Genomic DNA, 15680 nt, shown 5'->3' on the forward strand with positions numbered 1-15680 from the left:
ACAACCCGCTGTTCTACGCCGACCACACCTCCATGCTCTTCGGCGACGCCAAGAAGTCCGTCGGCGCGGTCACCGAGGAACTCAAGGCGCTGTAGATGGGCTTCATCGACGAATCCCCGGAGACCATTGGATTCATCGGACTCGGAATCATGGGACGCCCCAACGCGACTCGTCTGATTCGCTCGGGCCTCGGGCTGTCGGTGTGGAACCGCACACCGCCGGACCTGCTGCGGAGCCAGGGCGCTCATGTCGCTGACAGCGTCGACGAGGTCTTCGCCCGTTCTCACCTGGTGTTCCTGATGCTGGCCAATGGCCCGGCTGCGGACTCAATGCTAGGCCGAGGCACCGATCTTTACGCGGCGCGCGTCCGCGATCGAACGATCGTGGCCCTGGGCACCACCGCACCCAGGCACTCACAGGATCTCGGACTTGACGTTATCCGGGCAGGGGGCCGCTATGTCGAAGCCCCGGCCTCTGGGTCGCGTCCGGTGGCCGAGGCGGGCAAGCTGTCGGCCTGCTCGCCGGTGCCCCCGGCGGACACGGCGCGGGTGGCACGCCTGCTGGAACCGGTGTACCACAACGTCATTGACTGTGGTCCGGTTCCCGCCGCGCTGAATACCAAACTGGCGGCGAGCATGCGATCTCCCTCGGTATCGGACATCTCGACATGGCGGCCGTGGTGCGGGCGTTCAACCACCCCGTCTCATGACGACGCTCGGCCCGGGGATACCGAAGAATGGTGCGGCGACACATGGTCGACAAGTTGTGACAGGCAGCTCTCGGTTCGCTTATACGAGTTTGTCGCGAGGATGTTCGGCAACCCAGGCTGCGATCTGCGCACGAGAGGTGAATCCCAGTTTGGCGAGGATGTGCTCGACGTGCCCTGCTACGGTGCGCTGCGAAATCACCAGCCGGCTAGCGATTGCCTTGTTGGTCAACCCCTCAGCGACGAGGTCGGCTATTTGGCGCTCCCGCTTGGTCAAACTCGCCGCTTCGCGATCCGCTGGTGTCTCGGCTCGATGATGCTCACCCAGCGCGAAGTCGACGGCCGCCTCGAAACTCATCGCGGCACCCTCCTGGTGGGTGGACTCGAATCCTCGCCTGCCGAGTACGTCGCGGCTGCGGCGCTCGCATTCCTCACGGTAGGAAAGCAATTGGGGAGACTGCGTGATGCCGGAGTCGCCGACCGAGTGAAGGAGCCCGTGCGCGGCGCCCAACAGCATGGCCGCGCGCCGAGCATCGTGCTTCTCGGCCGCGATCCAGGCCAGTATCTCTAGAGCATGACCGGTGACGTATGGATCGGCCACCCGTCGAGCCAACCGAAGAGCCTCGTCGAATAGCTGCTCCGCCCGCTCGCGGTCACCCATCTGCCAGACGGCGAATGCCATGGTCCGCAGGGCCAGCGTCCGAAAATACGTGTCGCCGTGGGAATTCGAGACGGTTAGTGCTTTCCCGAGGCAGGCGATGACATCTGGCATATCCCGCTGCAATATATAAGTCCAGCCAAGTAGATTCAGTGCCTTCAATTGGAACAGGATCTCACCGCGGGCGCTGAATGCGTCGACAGCGTCGTTCAACTGGGTGCCCGCGCGAGCCAGATCGCCACTGCTGAGAGCCGTGTACCCGTCGGTGTAGGCGAGCAGGGCAGCAATCGTCTGGTCGGACGTCTGCTCGGCAAGGGCGCGAAGTTCGGCCACGCGCCCGGTTGCGGCCGGAAGGTCCCCCAGATGCGTGGCGAACACGCTGCTCGTGCAGAGGGCCTTGGCTCGGTCCGCCGCCGCGGCGTCGGATGCACTGGCAAGCGTGCGGTCGCACCAGCGGCGTCCCTCGCTGAATCGTCCACCCGCAGCCCAGAAACTATGTAGGGCGGCGGCGGTGCGCAATCCGGCTGCGTCCGCCTGAGTTCGGCTGAGCTCCATCGCCTTTCGCAGGTTCGGTAGTTCACGCGCGATCCGGGCGATCCAGTCGAGCTGGCGCGGACTGATCCAGTCCGCCTCTGCTTCGAGTGCTAGCCGCTCGTACCAGTCCCGGTGACGCCGGCACAGTTCTGCGTACTCGCCGGCCTGCTCGATCTTCTGCTTGCCGTATTCCTGCACGGTCTCGAGCTGCCGGAAGCGCACTGCGGCACCTGATTCCTCACGGATCAGGATTGACTTGTCGACCAGCGCGGATAACGCATCGAGGAACTCCGGCTCGCTCTGGTCGCTGCCGCACACGTCCTCGGCGGCATCGAGCTCGAAACTTCCAGCGAATACCGACAGCCGACCCCACAATCGCTGTTCGGCCGGTGTGCACAGGTCATAGCTCCAGCCGATGCACCACGCCAGCGTTTGCTGGCGTGTCGGTGCACCCCGACTGCCGCGGGTCAACATGGCAAACCGGTCGGTTAATCTCACCAGGATCTGCTCGGCCGACATCGTGCGCAGCCGCGCCGCCGCCAGCTCGATCGCCAACGGCAACCCGTCGAGCCGGGCGCAGATCCTGGCCACGCTGACCTGGTTGTCCTCGGACAGCTGGAATCCTTGCACCGCCGCGGCGGCTCGCTCCGCGAACAGCGTCACCGCGTCGTAGCCGGCCGCTTGGCGCAGGGATGGCCCGCTTCCCAGGTCCGGGAACTGTAGCGGCGGTACTGGCAGCACCGATTCCCCGCCGATGCCGACGGCCTCGCGACTCGTGGCCAAAATCCGCAGCTGCGGGCACGCCCGCAGTAGCCACTCGACCAGTTGCGCGACCGCCTCGATCACGTGCTCGCAGTTGTCGAGCACCAACAACACCTCGCGGGTGGACAGGAATTCCACCAGCACCTCGAGCATCGGTCTGCCAACCTGCTGGCGCACACCGAAGGCGCCGGCTATGACATCGACCAGCAACGACGAATCGCGCAACTCACCCAACTCGACCAGCCAGACGCCGTCGGCGATATTCCGTTGCAATTTATGGGCCACCCGTAGCGCCAGCCGGGACTTACCAACCCCACCGATCCCGGTCAGCGTGACCAGACACGATGTTGACAGCAGGTTCTTGACTTCCGCCACCTGGGTACGCCGATCCACAAAACTGGTCAACTCCCGCGGCAAGTGCCCCGCATCCCGGCGCAGCCCAGCGCCGCTGCGGTTGGGTACGTTGGTCCCCCCTGCAGGTACCGCCGTCGCCGCCGATGCTCGCTCGCCGCCCGGGTCGGTCCGCAGCGCCATCAGATCGACCCCGTAACCGTGCGCTTGTTGGATCCGCTGCAGCTGCGCGCCGAACTCTGCGGCCGAGGGGCGGTCTCGGGCCTCACGAGACATCGCCGCCTCGATGACCGCACACAGGTCGTCTGGCACTCCACGCTCGCGCAGGTCCGGAACCGGCTGGGTCGTGATCCGCAGAAACTGCGCCACCACCCGTTCACCGCTGCGGCGCTCGAACGCCGCGTGACCGGTCAGCGCACAGAACAAGGTGGCACCCAGTCCATATACATCCGAGCCGTTGCTGGGTGAATCCCCGCTGAGCACCTCGGGTGCGGTGAACGCCGGAGAACCAGAAACCGCACCGGTCGCCGTCCGGAAACCCCCAGCAAGATGAGCAATACCGAAGTCCGTCAAGGCCGGCTCACCGTAGTCGGTGAGCAGAATGTTCGCCGGCTTGACGTCCCGGTGCAGAACATCCGCACAATGCGCCGTTTCCAACGCACCCGCCATCTTGACCCCCAGGTGGAGTACTTCCTCCACCGATACCGGGCCATCGCGGCGGATCCGCGCGCCCAGCGAATCCTGCGGGTGATACGGCATCACCAGATACGGCCGACCGGTCTCGGTTTCGCCGACCTCGAGCACCTCGACGATGTTCGGGTGGCCCGTCAACCGGCCCATCGCCCGTTGCTCACGAAAGAAACGCTCCCGGTTCTCCTCGAGCTCGCCGGTCAGCACCTTGACCGCCACGGTGCGATCCAGCCCGCGCTGGATGCAGCGGTACACAACGCCGAAACCGCCCCGCCCGATCTCCTCCGCATCCTCCAACCCGACAGCACTCAACTCCGTGACCACATCAGCACCGAGATCACGTTGCGTCTTCAATGGATCAGAGTCCACCATCAGTCGCTCGCAACCCACCCCAGCAAGAGACTACGCCGCCCACCAGGTGTATCTGTACTTGCAATCGCCCATTCCCGGAGCGGGGCGTTTTGGTTGCCAAGAAGCTCGTCGGACCGGCAGCGTGGGCGAGTTGGGCGTGTGAGGAGCGCATCCCGGTCTCGCAACGATCGCCCTACCGAACTCACGCCGGGATCGCGGTTCGTCGCTCGGTCCTCAGAGTGCTGCCCGGTTCGCGCGCTGGTGCATTGAGGCCAGGCGGGCTGAAGCTGCGAGCCGGACCTGTTGCACCATATGTTCTTCGGCGCCTGCAGCGTCCCCGGCTTCGAGTAAGGCAATCAGCCGGGCGTGCGATTCCACCGCCTGCTCGGCGACTTTCGGGTTCGACCAGACCGATTGCTCGATGGGGATGGGGTGGCTTTCCCAGATCCATTGCAGGTGGCGGGCGATGATGGAGCGGCCCCCGGTGCGGGCGATCTGGGCGTGGAACTCGCGACTGGCGGCGGACATGCGGCCGGCGTCGCCGAGTTGCAGTGCGGCTCGCAGTTCCCGGTGGATGTCGTGGAGGCGGGCCAGCTCGGCGGGGGAGATGGAGGTAGCCGCCAGGCGGGCCGCTAGGCCCTCGACGGTGGCGCGCAGCAGGTAGAGCTCTTCCATGTCACCGGCGGCGTGTTCGGCGACCTTGGCGCCGAAATTCGGTTCGTAGACGACCAATCCGACCGATTCGAGATTGCGCAGGGCCTCGCGCACCGGGGTGATGGAGACGCCGAGCCGCTCGGCGACCTTGTCCTGCAGGATCGGCGTGCCGGGAGGCATTGTGCCGCTGAGTATTTCCGACCGCAACACCTCCTGCACGTAGCCCGCGCGGCTGCCGGGGGGCTTGACGGTGGCGTAGGTCATGTCGGGTCCGGTGGACCCGGTGGCGGTTGACGCCGTTCCGGTTGTGGCGTTCGCGCTGCGCCGTGCCATCGAATCGAGCCTCCTGTTCTCAAGCCGCTGTCTGTCCTGATCGTAGTGCCCGCGGCGACCCCTTGACGGTTCATCTTATAACTTATAAGTTAGCGACATGATGTGTCCTGAGTCACGGAAACTGAAGGTGGTGGACGCGGCGACCCTGTTCGCCGGGCCACTGGCGGCAACGATGCTGGCGGACTTCGGTGCCGACGTCGTCAAGATCGAACACCCGCGTCGCGGCGATCCCAGCCGAGGCCACGGTGCGAGCAAGAATGGGGTGGGCCTGGTCTGGAAACAGTTGGGCCGCAACAAGCGTCCGATCGGGGTGGACCTGTCGGCGGCGGAGGGGCAGGCCATCGCGCGAGCCCTGCTCGCCGACGCCGATGTCCTGATCGAGAACTTCCGGCCCGGCACCCTGGAGCGTTGGAACCTCGGACCGGAGGTGCTGCATGAGATCAATCCGAGGCTGGTGATCTCACGAGTCACCGCCTTCGGCCAGTTCGGGCCGCGCTCGCACGAGCCCGGATTCGGCACCCTGGCCGAGGCCATGAGCGGATTCGCCGCCATGACCGGCGAGCCCGACGGGCCGCCGACCCTGCCGCCGCTGGCACTCGCCGACGGAATTGCGGGGCTGGCAACGGCTTTCGCTATCATGGTGGCGCTGGCTCAGCGGGAGAGCACCGGCCGGGGCCAGGTGGTGGACCTGGCCATCATCGAACCCATTCTCATGATGCTGGGCGCGCAGATCACCACCTACGATGCGCTCGGCACGGTGCCGCGCCGCACCGGGAACCGGTCGGACAACAATGCCCCCCGCAATATCTACCGCACCCGCGACGGCCGCTGGCTGGCGGTGTCGACCAGCGCTCAGTCCATCGCCGAACGCGTGATGACCCTGGTGGGCCGCCCGGATCTGGTGGAGCAGCCGTGGTTCGCCAGCGGGTACGGCCGCGTCCAGCACGTCGACGAGGTCGATGGCGCGGTGGCCGCCTGGATCGCCGACCGCGACGCCGCGGCGGTGATCCAGGCCTTCACCGAGGCCCAGGCCGCGATCTCCCCGGTCTACGACATCGCCGACATCTTCGGCGACCCACAGTACAAGGCGTTGGAAACCATTGTGCGACTGCCTGATCCCGAACTCGGCACGGTGGCCATGCAGAATGTGCTGTTCCGGCTTTCCCAGACCCCGGGTGCGATCCGCTGGGCCGGACGGGCGCCGGGCGCGGACACCGACGCGGTGCTGGGCTCGCTCGGCTTCTCCGACGAGCAGATCCGCACCTGGCGCGAAGCCGGTGTGGTGGCATGAGATACCCGGGCACCTGGCTGTATGTCCCCGGCGACCGGCCCGACCGGATGGTCAAGGCCATGGCCTCCGGCGCGGCGGTGGTAGTGCTGGACCTGCAGGACGCGGTCGCCGAATCGCGCAAGACCCAGGCCCGCGCGAGCGTAGCCGAATTCCTCGCGGCGGCCGATCTCCAGGCGCGGGAAACACGAATTCACGTGCGGATCAACAATGTCCACACCGAGACGGGTCGGCGTGATCTCGACGCCATCGCGGGCTCACCTGCACTCGACGGCATCCGGCTGCCGCTGGTCGAATCGCCCGCCGATATCGAAGCTGCCGCTCGCATCTCCCGCGCGGGGGGATCGCAGTCCGGATTCCACTGCCTGATCGAAACCGCTATAGGCGTCGAGAACGCCTACCGCATCGCCTCGGCACCCGGCGTCACCGCGATCTCGTTGGGGGAGGGAGATCTGCAGGCCGAGCTCGGCACCTTCGAGGAAGAAGGGCTGGGCTGGGCACGCAGCCGAATCGTCGTGGCCGCTGCGGCCGCGCAGTTGCCGGCACCGGGGATGGCTGTCTTCGGAAACGTGAAAGATGCTGCGGGACTGCGTGAGTCCTGTCTGCGTGGTCGCCGGTTGGGTATGCGCGGCCGCTCGGCCATCCATCCCGCCCAACTGCCCGTCATCGCCGAGGCATTCCAACCCACGCCCGCCGAGATCGACCAGGCGCGGCGCATCGTCGCCGCGGCGGACGCCCAATCGGGCGGATTCGCCCTGGGCGATGGCACCTTCGTCGACCAGCCGGTCGTCGCCGCAGCGCGGCTGACCCTCGAATGGGCCGAACCGTATCCACCACTCCAGAGCACAAGGTCGTGACCATGAGTGACCACCCCGAGCCGGACCGTTCTCCGGCATTGATCGAATTCACCGATGTTGCCATGACATTCCGGGAGGCCGGACGCTCCTTCCGGGCCATCGACGGACTGTCGCTGTCGATTCCGCGGGGACAGTTCTGCTGTGTCGTCGGCCCCAGCGGCTGCGGCAAGTCCACGCTGCTCAATATGGTCGCGGGCCTGCTCGAACCCAGTCGCGGCCAGGTCCGCTACGACGGAAAACTGGTGGCGGGAGCCAATACCCGCGTCGGCTACGTCACCCAGAAGGACAATCTGCTGCCCTGGCGCACCGTGCGCGCCAACGTGCGCCTGCCCCTGGAGTTGCGCGGCGTCGGGAAGGACGAAACCGACAGGCGCACAGATGAAGTGCTCGACCTGGTCGGCCTGGCCGGCTTCGGGGACGCCTATCCGCGTCAGCTCTCGGGCGGCATGCGCAAACGCGTTACCCTCGCCCGCACGCTGGTGTACGAGCCGGAAGTCATCCTCGCCGACGAACCATTCGGCGCGCTCGACAGCCAACTGCGCACCGTGCTCCAGGGTGAACTGCTCGGGCTGCGGGCCCGGACCGAGGCCACGGTGCTGTTCATCACCCACGATCTGGGCGAGGCGATCGCGCTCGGCGACCGGGTCCTGGTGATGAGCGCGCGACCCAGCCGGGTCCTGCTCGACGAGCCTGTGACGCTGCCACGCCCGCGCGACGTCCGCACCGCACGATTCGACCCGGAATACGCGCGCCTGCACGAAACCCTCTGGGCAGCCTTGAGCCCCGAGGTCGAAACGGGAGTACCGGCATGAGCACTCTCGCAGCCGCTCGAACCATCGCGTCCGCGCCGAGCGCCGACGCCGCATCCGACGCGCGCTACCGTCGCAAGCGACTGACCTACCGCCTGGTGGTGTACACCGCCCGGATCCTGATCGTCGTCGCGGTCCTGGGCACCTGGCAGGGCCTGTCGGGGCCGGTGGTCGATCCGTTTTGGGTCTCCTCGCCCTTGGCCATCGGGGAACGGCTGCTGGAATGGACTCGCGACGGCACCCTCGCCGGCAATGCCCGGGCCACCTTGCTCGCCATGGCCATCGGCTTGCTCCTGGGCTCCGCGGCGGGGATTGTGGCCGGATTCCTGTTGGGCCGTATCCGATTCCTCGGCGACGTACTCAACCCGTTCATCATCGCGCTCAACAGCCTGCCGAAACTGGCGCTCGCGCCGCTGTTCATCCTCTGGTTCGGCATCGGCCTGCAGGCCAAGGTCGTGATGACGGCCCTGGTGTGCTTCTTCCTGGTCTTTTACAACACCTTCGCCGGGGCCCGCGACGCGGATGCCGAACTGCTCGGCGTCGTCACCGTCCTGGGTGCCAACGGGCGGCAGCGGCTGACCAAAGTGATTCTGCCGCACACCATGTCATGGATCCTGACCGGACTGCGGCTGGCCGTGCCGTACTCGCTGCTCGGCGCGGTGGTCTCGGAGATCACCGCCTCCAACGAGGGTCTCGGGCATCTGCTCAAGACCTCCGCCAACACCTTCGACACCGCGGGCACCTTCGCCGCCATCGCCGTACTGGTGGTGGTCGCACTGCTGCTGAATATCGCGGTCAGCCGCGCCGAGAGCCTGAGCTCCCGGTGGAAATGAGAGATCAGCCATGTCAACCAGAACCCGAATCGCGGCCGTCGTGGCCGCGCTGGCACTGACCGGATCCGCGGTCGCGGGCTGCGCCGGGCGCGGGCCCACCGTCACCGACTGCGCCGGGCAGACCGTGAAAATCGGACAATCCACTGCGAACAACCTGCAATACGCGGCCCTGTACGTCGCCCAGGACAAGGGCTACTTCGAAAGCCAGGGCCTGAAGGTCGAAACCGTCGAAATGGGCGGCGGATCCGAGGCCATCCAGGCGCTGGCGGGTGGCAGCGTCGACGTCGCGCTGACCACCTTTGCGGCCATCCTCAGCGCCGCCGAAAAGGGCGCGCCGCTGGTGGCTTTCGCGTCGACCGCCGACCGGAACACCGCCGATATCGGTGTGAAGAATCGCTACGCGCCACCCGCGAACGCCGATCTCGACACCGCCGTGCGCGCGCTGCGCGGACTGCGAGTGGCCGTCACCTCGGCTGGATCCGGAGCCGACCAGACGCTGCGATACCTGCTGCGGCACGCGGGCATGAACCCGGACTCCGACGTGAAGATCGTCGCAGCGGGCGGTGCGGCGGAGACGGTGGCGGCTTTCGCCAATGGCTCGGTCGACGCCTACATCATAGGTCCGCCGTCCTCGTTGGTGGCCGCCGAGCGCGGCGACGGCCGAGTCATGCTGCGCCTGGCCTCCGGCATCGCACCCGACCTGGACGGTCTGCTCTACGGCGTGGCCGCCACGTCCACGGCGACCATGGGCCGCAAGGAGGCGGTGATGCGGTGCTTCGCCCGCGCTCTGAACCAGGCGGACGCGTTCATCCATGGGCAGCCCGATCCGGCAGCGGCGCTGCTGCGGCCCCGGTTCCCGGAGATGACCGACCCGCAGTTCACCCTGAGCTGGGAGCCGATTGTGAAGGCGACCCCGCCCACGGCGGCCATCGACCCCGCCGAGGCCGATAAGGCGGCCCGATTCGTCGCCGCCGTGTTGAACAAGTCCAGCGTCGACGCCACCAAGGCCTACGACACCCGCTTCTCGGAGGAACTGAAATGACCACCCCCGCAACCGATTCCCTCACCGCACTGCAGGCCCTGCTCGGCGGTCTGCGCACCATCGAGCTGGGACAGCCGCTCGAGAACGGCATGCCCTGCTCGCCCAGCCACCCGGGCTTCCGGATGGCGCTGCTGCGCCGCCACGGTGACCGCGTGAACGCCCAGGGCGGCTCGGGGGCCAACGAGCTCATCGTCACCGGCGGACATGTCGGCACGCACCTGGACGCGTTGTGCCATGCGGCCATCGACGGTCAGATGTTCGGCGGCGTGGATGCACATGCGGCCAGTGTCGGCGGCGCGTTCACGGTGCACGGCGTGGACACCGTGCGACCGTTCCTGTGCCGGGGCGTGCTCGCCGATATCCCGAAACTGCTCGGAGTGCCCCGGCTCGAACCCGGCTTCGGCATCACCGCCGAGCATTTGCGCGCGGCCTTCGGCGACACCGCGCCCGGAGCGGATGAGGTCGCGCTCATTCGTACTGGCTGGCCGCAGCTCTACCACGATCCGGCCGCCTACGTCGGCCATGAGACCGGTGTCCCGGGCATTACCGCCGAGGCCGCGGAATATCTCGCGGATACCGGGGTTCGCGCGGTGTGCAGTGACACCATCGCCACCGACCAGATCCGGCCCGGCGTCGGACACGCGGCGCTGCCGGCGCACGGGGTGCTGCTCGTGGAACGCGGCGTGCACATCATGGAGGTGCTGACCTTCGAGGAACTGGCCGCCGCGGGCGTGCGCGAAGTGCTGTATGTGGCTGTGCCACTGCGGATCACCGGTGCCACCGGATCGCCTATCCGGCCGCTGGCGCTGATTCCCGGGGAGGCCGCCGGTGTCCGCTGAGCTGTCCCGGGCGGTCGCCGACTGGGCGTACGCCGCCTACACGAAATCCGAGGTGCCGGATGCGGCCTTGACCGCCGCCAGTGAGCATCTGGTCGACACGGTCGCCGTCGCCGTGGCCGGACTGGGGGAGGCGCCGGTCGAATCCATGCGGCGTGCGACCCGGAATCGCAGCGATGCCGGTCGTTTCGCCTTGGTGCTGGGTACTGCCGCGCACGCACTGGACTACGACAATGCCCAGACGCCGTCGCTGGTCCATCCGTCTTGTGTGATCGTGCCGACGGCCATCGCTGTTGCGCGCGAACTGCCGCGGCCGGGTGCGCGAGAGCTGCTGCGTGCCATCGCGGCAGGGGAGCAGGTGAGTCTCTGGCTGGGTGAAACTGCTGTGGCGGAAGGAAATTCGGTGCTGTTCGAGCGCGGCTTCCATCCGACGGCGGTGTGCACGCCGATCGGGGCGGCGGTAACAGCCGGCCTGCTGCGCGGGCTACCACCCGAACAGCTCGCCCACGCCATCGGTGCGGCGGCCTCCCTGTCCGGCGGGATTCTCGAAGGCAACCGCACCGGCGGCCAGACCAAACCCATGCACGCCGGATTCGCCGCCGCCGCAGGCATTCTCGCGACCGATTTGGCCGCCGCAGGCGCGACCGCCCCGCCGACTGCACTCGAAGGCCGCTTCGGGTTCCTGCATGCGTTCCTCGGCAGCGAAGTCAACGTGGGCGGGCCGCCGGAATCGGCCGGGGCGTGGCGCGTGCGGTCGGTGACCACGAAACCGTATCCCACCAACGGCTTCACCCACTCGTCGATCGACGCCGCACTGCAGTTGCGGCAGCGGGGATTTCGCCTCGAACCCGGGGCCACCCTGCGCATCGGGGTGGCCGGGCCGGTGCTGCGGACCATCGCCTTCCCTGAAACCGCCAAATACGCTCCACCCACGGCCTACGCCGCCCGGTTCTCCGGCCCGGTGGTTGTCGCGATCGCCCTGCTCGGCGGCTCTGGCCTCGGGGTCGGACTGGCCGACTTCGACGGCGAGAATCGGCCCGGCGACGCCGTTCTCGCTGCCGCCGCGCGAGTCCGCTTCGAAGCCGACCCGGACGCCACGGCGGCCTTCCCGGACCGGGTGATGAGCAGGGCCGTCGGCACCGACAGCGCCGGAGGACAGTACCGGGTCGAGATCGACACCGGCCGCGGTGGTCCCGACAACCCGCTCTCACCACGCGAACTGCGCACGAAATTCGACGACTGCGTCACGCCCCGGCTCGGGGCGGCCACCACGACGCTCTGGAATGCCCTGCAGGACACCATCACCGGCGACGACACGGCCTGTGTCGCCGCCCTGTCCACCCTCGCCGAGCAGCTCGGCTGACGATAGAAAAGGAACACCTGATGAGGAAAATAGCCACGGCATCAACGTTGCTCGTCGCGGCCACGGCCCTGGGTGCCGGCTCGGTGACCGCCGCACCACCCGATCACGACACGATCGCCTACACCGCCACCACGACCGAGCACTCGACCGTGATCACCACCGACGCGGGATCGATGGTCGCCGAAGACGGACTCTTCAAGATCGAGGCAGCCGACGGCACTGTCCTGGCAGGAACCGAATTATCCTTCCGCATAGACGATTTCGTCTTTCCCGTCGCAGCCGACATCGCAGGCCGCACCGCCACACTTACTCCGCAGCTCGACCTGCGGTACGCCCGCTACGCTCCCGTCGCCCTGCCCTTCGAGGACCAGGCACCCTGGAAGAACGCCTACGACCGGGAGCAAGCCGCCTGGTCGCGCATGACGAGCACCATCACCATGGGCGCGACCATCGGCACCCTGGTCGGCGGCCTGGGCGGAGCCGCAGTCGGCTGCCTCGTCGGGGGAATCGCCGGGGCCACAGTCGCATCGGCCGCCATCGTGGGCTTGTTCGGTGGCTTTCTCCCCGCCGCCGCGCTCGGCTGCCTCGGCGGCATCCTGGCCATCGGCGCCCTCGGCACGATCGCTGGCCAGCTCCTGGTCACAGCGCCGGTCGCGATCCTGGCCGCGGGCCAGTACTTCACCACCATCAACCAACCACCGCCCACTCCGGCGAAATGACCGCGCGCGGGCTCGCTCTCGGCCACGGGACGCGTCCCAATCGGTGACCGCATTCCGGAGACGCAGGGTGACCCGCCGGAGCTCTTCGCGATCCCTCGGATGCGGCGCGTAAATCCGGACGACGATCATCGAGACGATCACCAGAACCGTGATGACGAAGGCTCCCATGACGGCCAGCATCCTGCCACCTGGACCTCGCGGAAATAGCCACCGCCGCAGTTGCGGACTGCTGAACAGTTGAGTGCGGCAGTCCACTTCCAAGAGAGTGGATCGGGAGAGGAAGCACGATGTCAGTACCGATTACACACGATCTATCGAGGACGAAATAATGTCTGAGAACGACGAGCAGCGCCAGACCCTGTTGGATGCGCGTGGTATGCCGGTCTTGACCTACGTGCGTGGTGTTCGCGAGGGGCACCCATGGGCGGACCTCGCCGAAGTAGTCGGCCCTGACCCCGTGGATACCATCGTCTCCGACATGTCCGGATGGGCAGTATCGGGATCCGTGGAGCTCGGTGAGCAACTGCTGCGCCGTGGCGCCAGGGTGATACGACACGCCCACGAAATGCGAAGAGATTTGATCGCATATCCGCCACCCGCCGACTGGTCATCACGTGTCCTCGGAAACAGATTCCGCGTGGTTCCTTGCGACCGCGCTGCTGATGCACTGTTCCCAGCATGGCGAGCCGCTTTTCCAGCGGGCCACCCCGACCATCACTCGGGTAGCGACGAAGACGCAGTGAACGAGCGCCTGGCACCTCTGCTGGCGGGCTCCATCCTCGGTCCGGTTCTTCCGTGCAGTGCCTTGGTGGTGGACGACACCGACCGCGTAGTCGCTGGCGTGATCATCACCGACCGCGATGGTTTGCCATGGATCGCTGAGGTATTTCGCCGGCCTGGGGCACGCTACGCGGGCCTTGGCGCCGATCTGCTTCGTCGAGCGCTCAGCGTTGCCGCGGCCGACGGGCTGACCGAAGTCTCTCTCGTTGTGAGCGATGCGAATCCGGCGCGTCGCATCTACGAGGAACTCGGTTTCCAACTGGCTGACACGTCGTTGACCGTAGTCGTGCTGTAGGCCAGGCTTCCACTCGAAGAGAAGCCATCTGGGCGTCCTGGTGTCACACCGACATCGACGGCTTCCGAGAACTCGCCGCCCGGAGCTACGACCGCGCGTACTACCCCCGCGGGCACAGGTCCTCAGGTGTTATCAGCTTATGAAGTCCGAGGATCCTGCTGTGCTCGATGCCTGGTTCGAGTGCTGGCACGATCTCATCGCCTTCCACGTGGTCCCGGTGACCAAGCGCCGGGGCCGGCGGTGCGGTGGATTGCGGTCGGCGGCAGATGTGTATGTCCCGCCGCGCATTCCAGCACGACATGGACCCGCTCATCGCAGTTGTGCTCGATACCAGGGGAGTGGTGGCGGACCACAACGGACGGGCCTTCGGGGTCGGCGAGATATTTGTCGCCCCATTCCAGCAGTGCCACCAGGGTTGGCCGCAGATCCAGGCCACGTTCGGTGCGACGGTATTCGTAGCGTTGCCGAGCGCCGGGCTCCTGATATGGGATGCGTTGCAGGACACCAGCTTCGGTGAGACTTTCGAGACGGGACGACAACAGGTTGATGGCAATGCCGAGGCGGTCGAGAGCCGGACCGAGCGCACTCGACTTCCGGCCAGCTCCCGCTGACCGTCCATTGCCGGTGTCGCCCCATGGCGGCCCGGCCATCCGACTGTACGTAGGACAATTTCTTGATCGTCCTATCCTGTCGGTTCTAGCGTCACGGCCATGACGATCTCGCCGACCGAACTGCCGGTCCTGGACTACCTGCACGCCCAGCTGGCAGGCACCCTGACCGACGATCAAACTTGCCAATTTCGTTATCCGACAGCGATTTCCCGCACGCTCGGCATTCGTCTGAAGGCGGTCCTCGCGGGTCGCGCGGTCGTTGAGATGGACACAGATCCGGCCGTGCACGGCAACCAGCAGGGGACAGTACACGGCGGGCTGCTCACCGAGCTGGCGGACGCGGCCATCGGCACGGCGCATTCCACTGTGGTCGGGCCCGGTGAATCGTTCACGAGCATCGACCTGCGCGCAGTCTTCCTGCGCCCCGTCTGGCGTGACACACTGCGTGCGCACGCGTATCCGACACACTCCGGGCGCACCATCACCCACTACCAATGCGATATCACCCGAAGCGACGGTAAACCGGTTGCCACTGTCGTCAGCATCGTGACGACACTGGAGGGTGAGCGCTCGCAGGGGCGTTGATCTCGGGCCGTCGAAAAGGAGCGGATTCAGTTGCGGCGCAATCACCCTCGTCCACCTCAGTGGACACTCATACCGTCCAGTCGAGCAGACGAATGATTGGATGCCCAGCGCCGGTGCGCAGTTGGAAGGACCACCTGATCCGCGACCACTGTGAGAGATCAGAAGACCGCGAGTACACAGGCACCGATGAATACGACCTGCACGAGGGTTCGTAGCGGCAACGGCATGGTGTGGATGCCCTCGCCGGTCCGTGCGGCACGGACATTGGCAGGGAACATCACGACCAGGAGCACTGCCAGGCAGATCGCGGCCGCCGGTGCGAAGAACGGAATCAAAAGGCCGGTGGCGCCGGCGATTTCGAGTACGCCGGTCAGTGAAACCATCGCGGGCGCGTTGCGGAACAGTGGGGGGACCATAGCGATCAGAGCGTCGCGACGTGGCTGTAGGAAGTGGGCGCTGGCGCTGAGGAGGAACATGGCGGCCAGGCCGATTCGGGCAGCGTGTGGCCACGAGTCGAGCCAGCCGGCCAGGCCCAGCCAGCCCGCGAAGCGAGTCACGGAGGTGACGATGAGGAATGCGATGATCGGCGCCATGACGGGCTCCTGAAGCGATGGCCGAGAGAA

The 15680-nt window shown here is 66.8% G+C and carries 14 protein-coding genes and 2 pseudogenes; 12 read left to right on the forward strand and 4 right to left on the reverse strand.

Features of this window, described 5'->3' with window-relative positions; all coding sequences use genetic code 11:
* Positions 1-95 precede the first annotated feature (95 nt).
* Positions 96-575, forward strand: a pseudogene (locus ABZV44_RS44450) (NAD(P)-binding domain-containing protein); the annotation flags it as partial.
* Between the two features lie 213 nt (positions 576-788).
* On the opposite strand, the gene ABZV44_RS44455 reads toward ABZV44_RS44450, so the two are convergent.
* Entirely contained in the window at positions 789-4073 is a 3285-nt protein-coding gene (locus ABZV44_RS44455; RefSeq protein ID WP_354851098.1) for a protein kinase, read from the reverse strand.
* Between the two features lie 213 nt (positions 4074-4286).
* Positions 4287-5039: a GntR family transcriptional regulator gene (locus ABZV44_RS44460; RefSeq protein WP_354851100.1), complete on the reverse strand. Its 753-nt coding sequence runs from the start codon at positions 5037-5039 to the stop codon at positions 4287-4289.
* A gap of 130 nt (positions 5040-5169) precedes the next feature.
* Here ABZV44_RS44460 and ABZV44_RS44465 point away from each other — a divergent pair, with 130 nt between their 5' ends.
* The 10 genes from ABZV44_RS44465 (at position 5170) to ABZV44_RS44510 (ending at position 14378) form a co-directional block, all read left to right on the forward strand.
* A complete protein-coding gene (locus tag ABZV44_RS44465) occupies positions 5170-6330 on the forward strand; it encodes a CoA transferase (protein WP_354851103.1) in 1161 nt (386 codons plus the stop codon).
* On the forward strand, positions 6327-7184 hold the full coding sequence (locus tag ABZV44_RS44470) for a CoA ester lyase (protein WP_354851105.1): 858 nt from the start codon (positions 6327-6329) through the stop codon (positions 7182-7184). Before ABZV44_RS44465 ends, ABZV44_RS44470 begins: the two co-directional genes overlap by 4 nt.
* Before the next feature lie 2 nt (positions 7185-7186).
* A complete protein-coding gene (locus tag ABZV44_RS44475) occupies positions 7187-7996 on the forward strand; it encodes an ABC transporter ATP-binding protein (protein ID WP_354851108.1) in 810 nt (269 codons plus the stop codon).
* Positions 7993-8826 carry an ABC transporter permease gene (locus ABZV44_RS44480; RefSeq protein ID WP_354851110.1) on the forward strand — a complete coding sequence of 278 codons (834 nt, stop codon included), beginning with the start codon at positions 7993-7995 and terminating at the stop codon, positions 8824-8826. Before ABZV44_RS44475 ends, ABZV44_RS44480 begins: the two co-directional genes overlap by 4 nt.
* A 10-nt stretch (positions 8827-8836) precedes the next feature.
* On the forward strand, positions 8837-9868 hold the full coding sequence (locus ABZV44_RS44485; protein WP_354851113.1) for an ABC transporter substrate-binding protein: 1032 nt from the start codon (positions 8837-8839) through the stop codon (positions 9866-9868).
* Complete coding sequence (locus ABZV44_RS44490) at positions 9865-10707, forward strand: cyclase family protein (protein ID WP_354851116.1); 843 nt, start codon at positions 9865-9867, stop codon at positions 10705-10707. Before ABZV44_RS44485 ends, ABZV44_RS44490 begins: the two co-directional genes overlap by 4 nt.
* Positions 10697-12067 (forward strand): MmgE/PrpD family protein, encoded by a 1371-nt coding sequence (locus tag ABZV44_RS44495; protein WP_354851118.1) that lies wholly within the window; start codon positions 10697-10699, stop codon positions 12065-12067. The genes ABZV44_RS44490 and ABZV44_RS44495 overlap by 11 nt, the downstream gene beginning before the upstream one ends.
* 20 nt (positions 12068-12087) lie before the next feature.
* Positions 12088-12786, forward strand: a complete 699-nt coding sequence (locus tag ABZV44_RS44500) for a hypothetical protein (protein ID WP_354851121.1) — start codon at positions 12088-12090, stop codon at positions 12784-12786.
* A gap of 328 nt (positions 12787-13114) precedes the next feature.
* Entirely contained in the window at positions 13115-13861 is a 747-nt protein-coding gene (locus ABZV44_RS44505; RefSeq protein WP_354851124.1) for a GNAT family N-acetyltransferase, read from the forward strand.
* 40 nt (positions 13862-13901) lie between these two features.
* Complete coding sequence (locus tag ABZV44_RS44510; RefSeq protein ID WP_354851185.1) at positions 13902-14378, forward strand: DUF3303 family protein; 477 nt, start codon at positions 13902-13904, stop codon at positions 14376-14378.
* Here the strand turns inward: ABZV44_RS44510 and ABZV44_RS44515 are convergent.
* A pseudogene (locus ABZV44_RS44515) lies at positions 14296-14511 on the reverse strand (hypothetical protein); the annotation flags it as partial. The gene ABZV44_RS44510 and the pseudogene ABZV44_RS44515 sit on opposite strands and share 83 nt — an antisense overlap.
* A gap of 60 nt (positions 14512-14571) precedes the next feature.
* On the opposite strand from ABZV44_RS44515, the gene ABZV44_RS44520 reads away from it, so the two are divergent.
* Entirely contained in the window at positions 14572-15057 is a 486-nt protein-coding gene (locus ABZV44_RS44520; RefSeq protein WP_354851127.1) for a PaaI family thioesterase, read from the forward strand.
* 158 nt (positions 15058-15215) lie between these two features.
* Here ABZV44_RS44520 and ABZV44_RS44525 read toward each other — a convergent pair whose 3' ends face one another.
* Positions 15216-15650: a DoxX family protein gene (locus tag ABZV44_RS44525; protein ID WP_354851129.1), complete on the reverse strand. Its 435-nt coding sequence runs from the start codon at positions 15648-15650 to the stop codon at positions 15216-15218.
* Positions 15651-15680 lie beyond the last annotated feature (30 nt).

The sequence above is a fragment of the Nocardia sp. NPDC004860 genome, assembly GCF_040609015.1.
Lineage (GTDB): Bacteria > Actinomycetota > Actinomycetes > Mycobacteriales > Mycobacteriaceae > Nocardia.

Bases quoted from the DNA above. Each gene is read 5' to 3' on its own strand.
- ABZV44_RS44455 (WP_354851098.1), bottom strand. From the start codon at position 4,073: ATGGTGGACTCTGATCCATTGAAGACGCAACGTGATCTCGGTGCTGAT.
- ABZV44_RS44460 (WP_354851100.1), bottom strand. From the start codon at position 5,039: ATGGCACGGCGCAGCGCGAACGCCACAACCGGAACGGCGTCAACCGCC.
- ABZV44_RS44470 (WP_354851105.1), top strand. From the start codon at position 6,327: ATGAGATACCCGGGCACCTGGCTGTATGTCCCCGGCGACCGGCCCGAC.
- ABZV44_RS44475 (WP_354851108.1), top strand. From the start codon at position 7,187: ATGAGTGACCACCCCGAGCCGGACCGTTCTCCGGCATTGATCGAATTC.
- ABZV44_RS44480 (WP_354851110.1), top strand. From the start codon at position 7,993: ATGAGCACTCTCGCAGCCGCTCGAACCATCGCGTCCGCGCCGAGCGCC.
- ABZV44_RS44485 (WP_354851113.1), top strand. From the start codon at position 8,837: ATGTCAACCAGAACCCGAATCGCGGCCGTCGTGGCCGCGCTGGCACTG.
- ABZV44_RS44490 (WP_354851116.1), top strand. From the start codon at position 9,865: ATGACCACCCCCGCAACCGATTCCCTCACCGCACTGCAGGCCCTGCTC.
- ABZV44_RS44500 (WP_354851121.1), top strand. From the start codon at position 12,088: ATGAGGAAAATAGCCACGGCATCAACGTTGCTCGTCGCGGCCACGGCC.
- ABZV44_RS44505 (WP_354851124.1), top strand. From the start codon at position 13,115: ATGTCTGAGAACGACGAGCAGCGCCAGACCCTGTTGGATGCGCGTGGT.
- ABZV44_RS44520 (WP_354851127.1), top strand. From the start codon at position 14,572: ATGACGATCTCGCCGACCGAACTGCCGGTCCTGGACTACCTGCACGCC.
- ABZV44_RS44525 (WP_354851129.1), bottom strand. From the start codon at position 15,650: ATGGCGCCGATCATCGCATTCCTCATCGTCACCTCCGTGACTCGCTTC.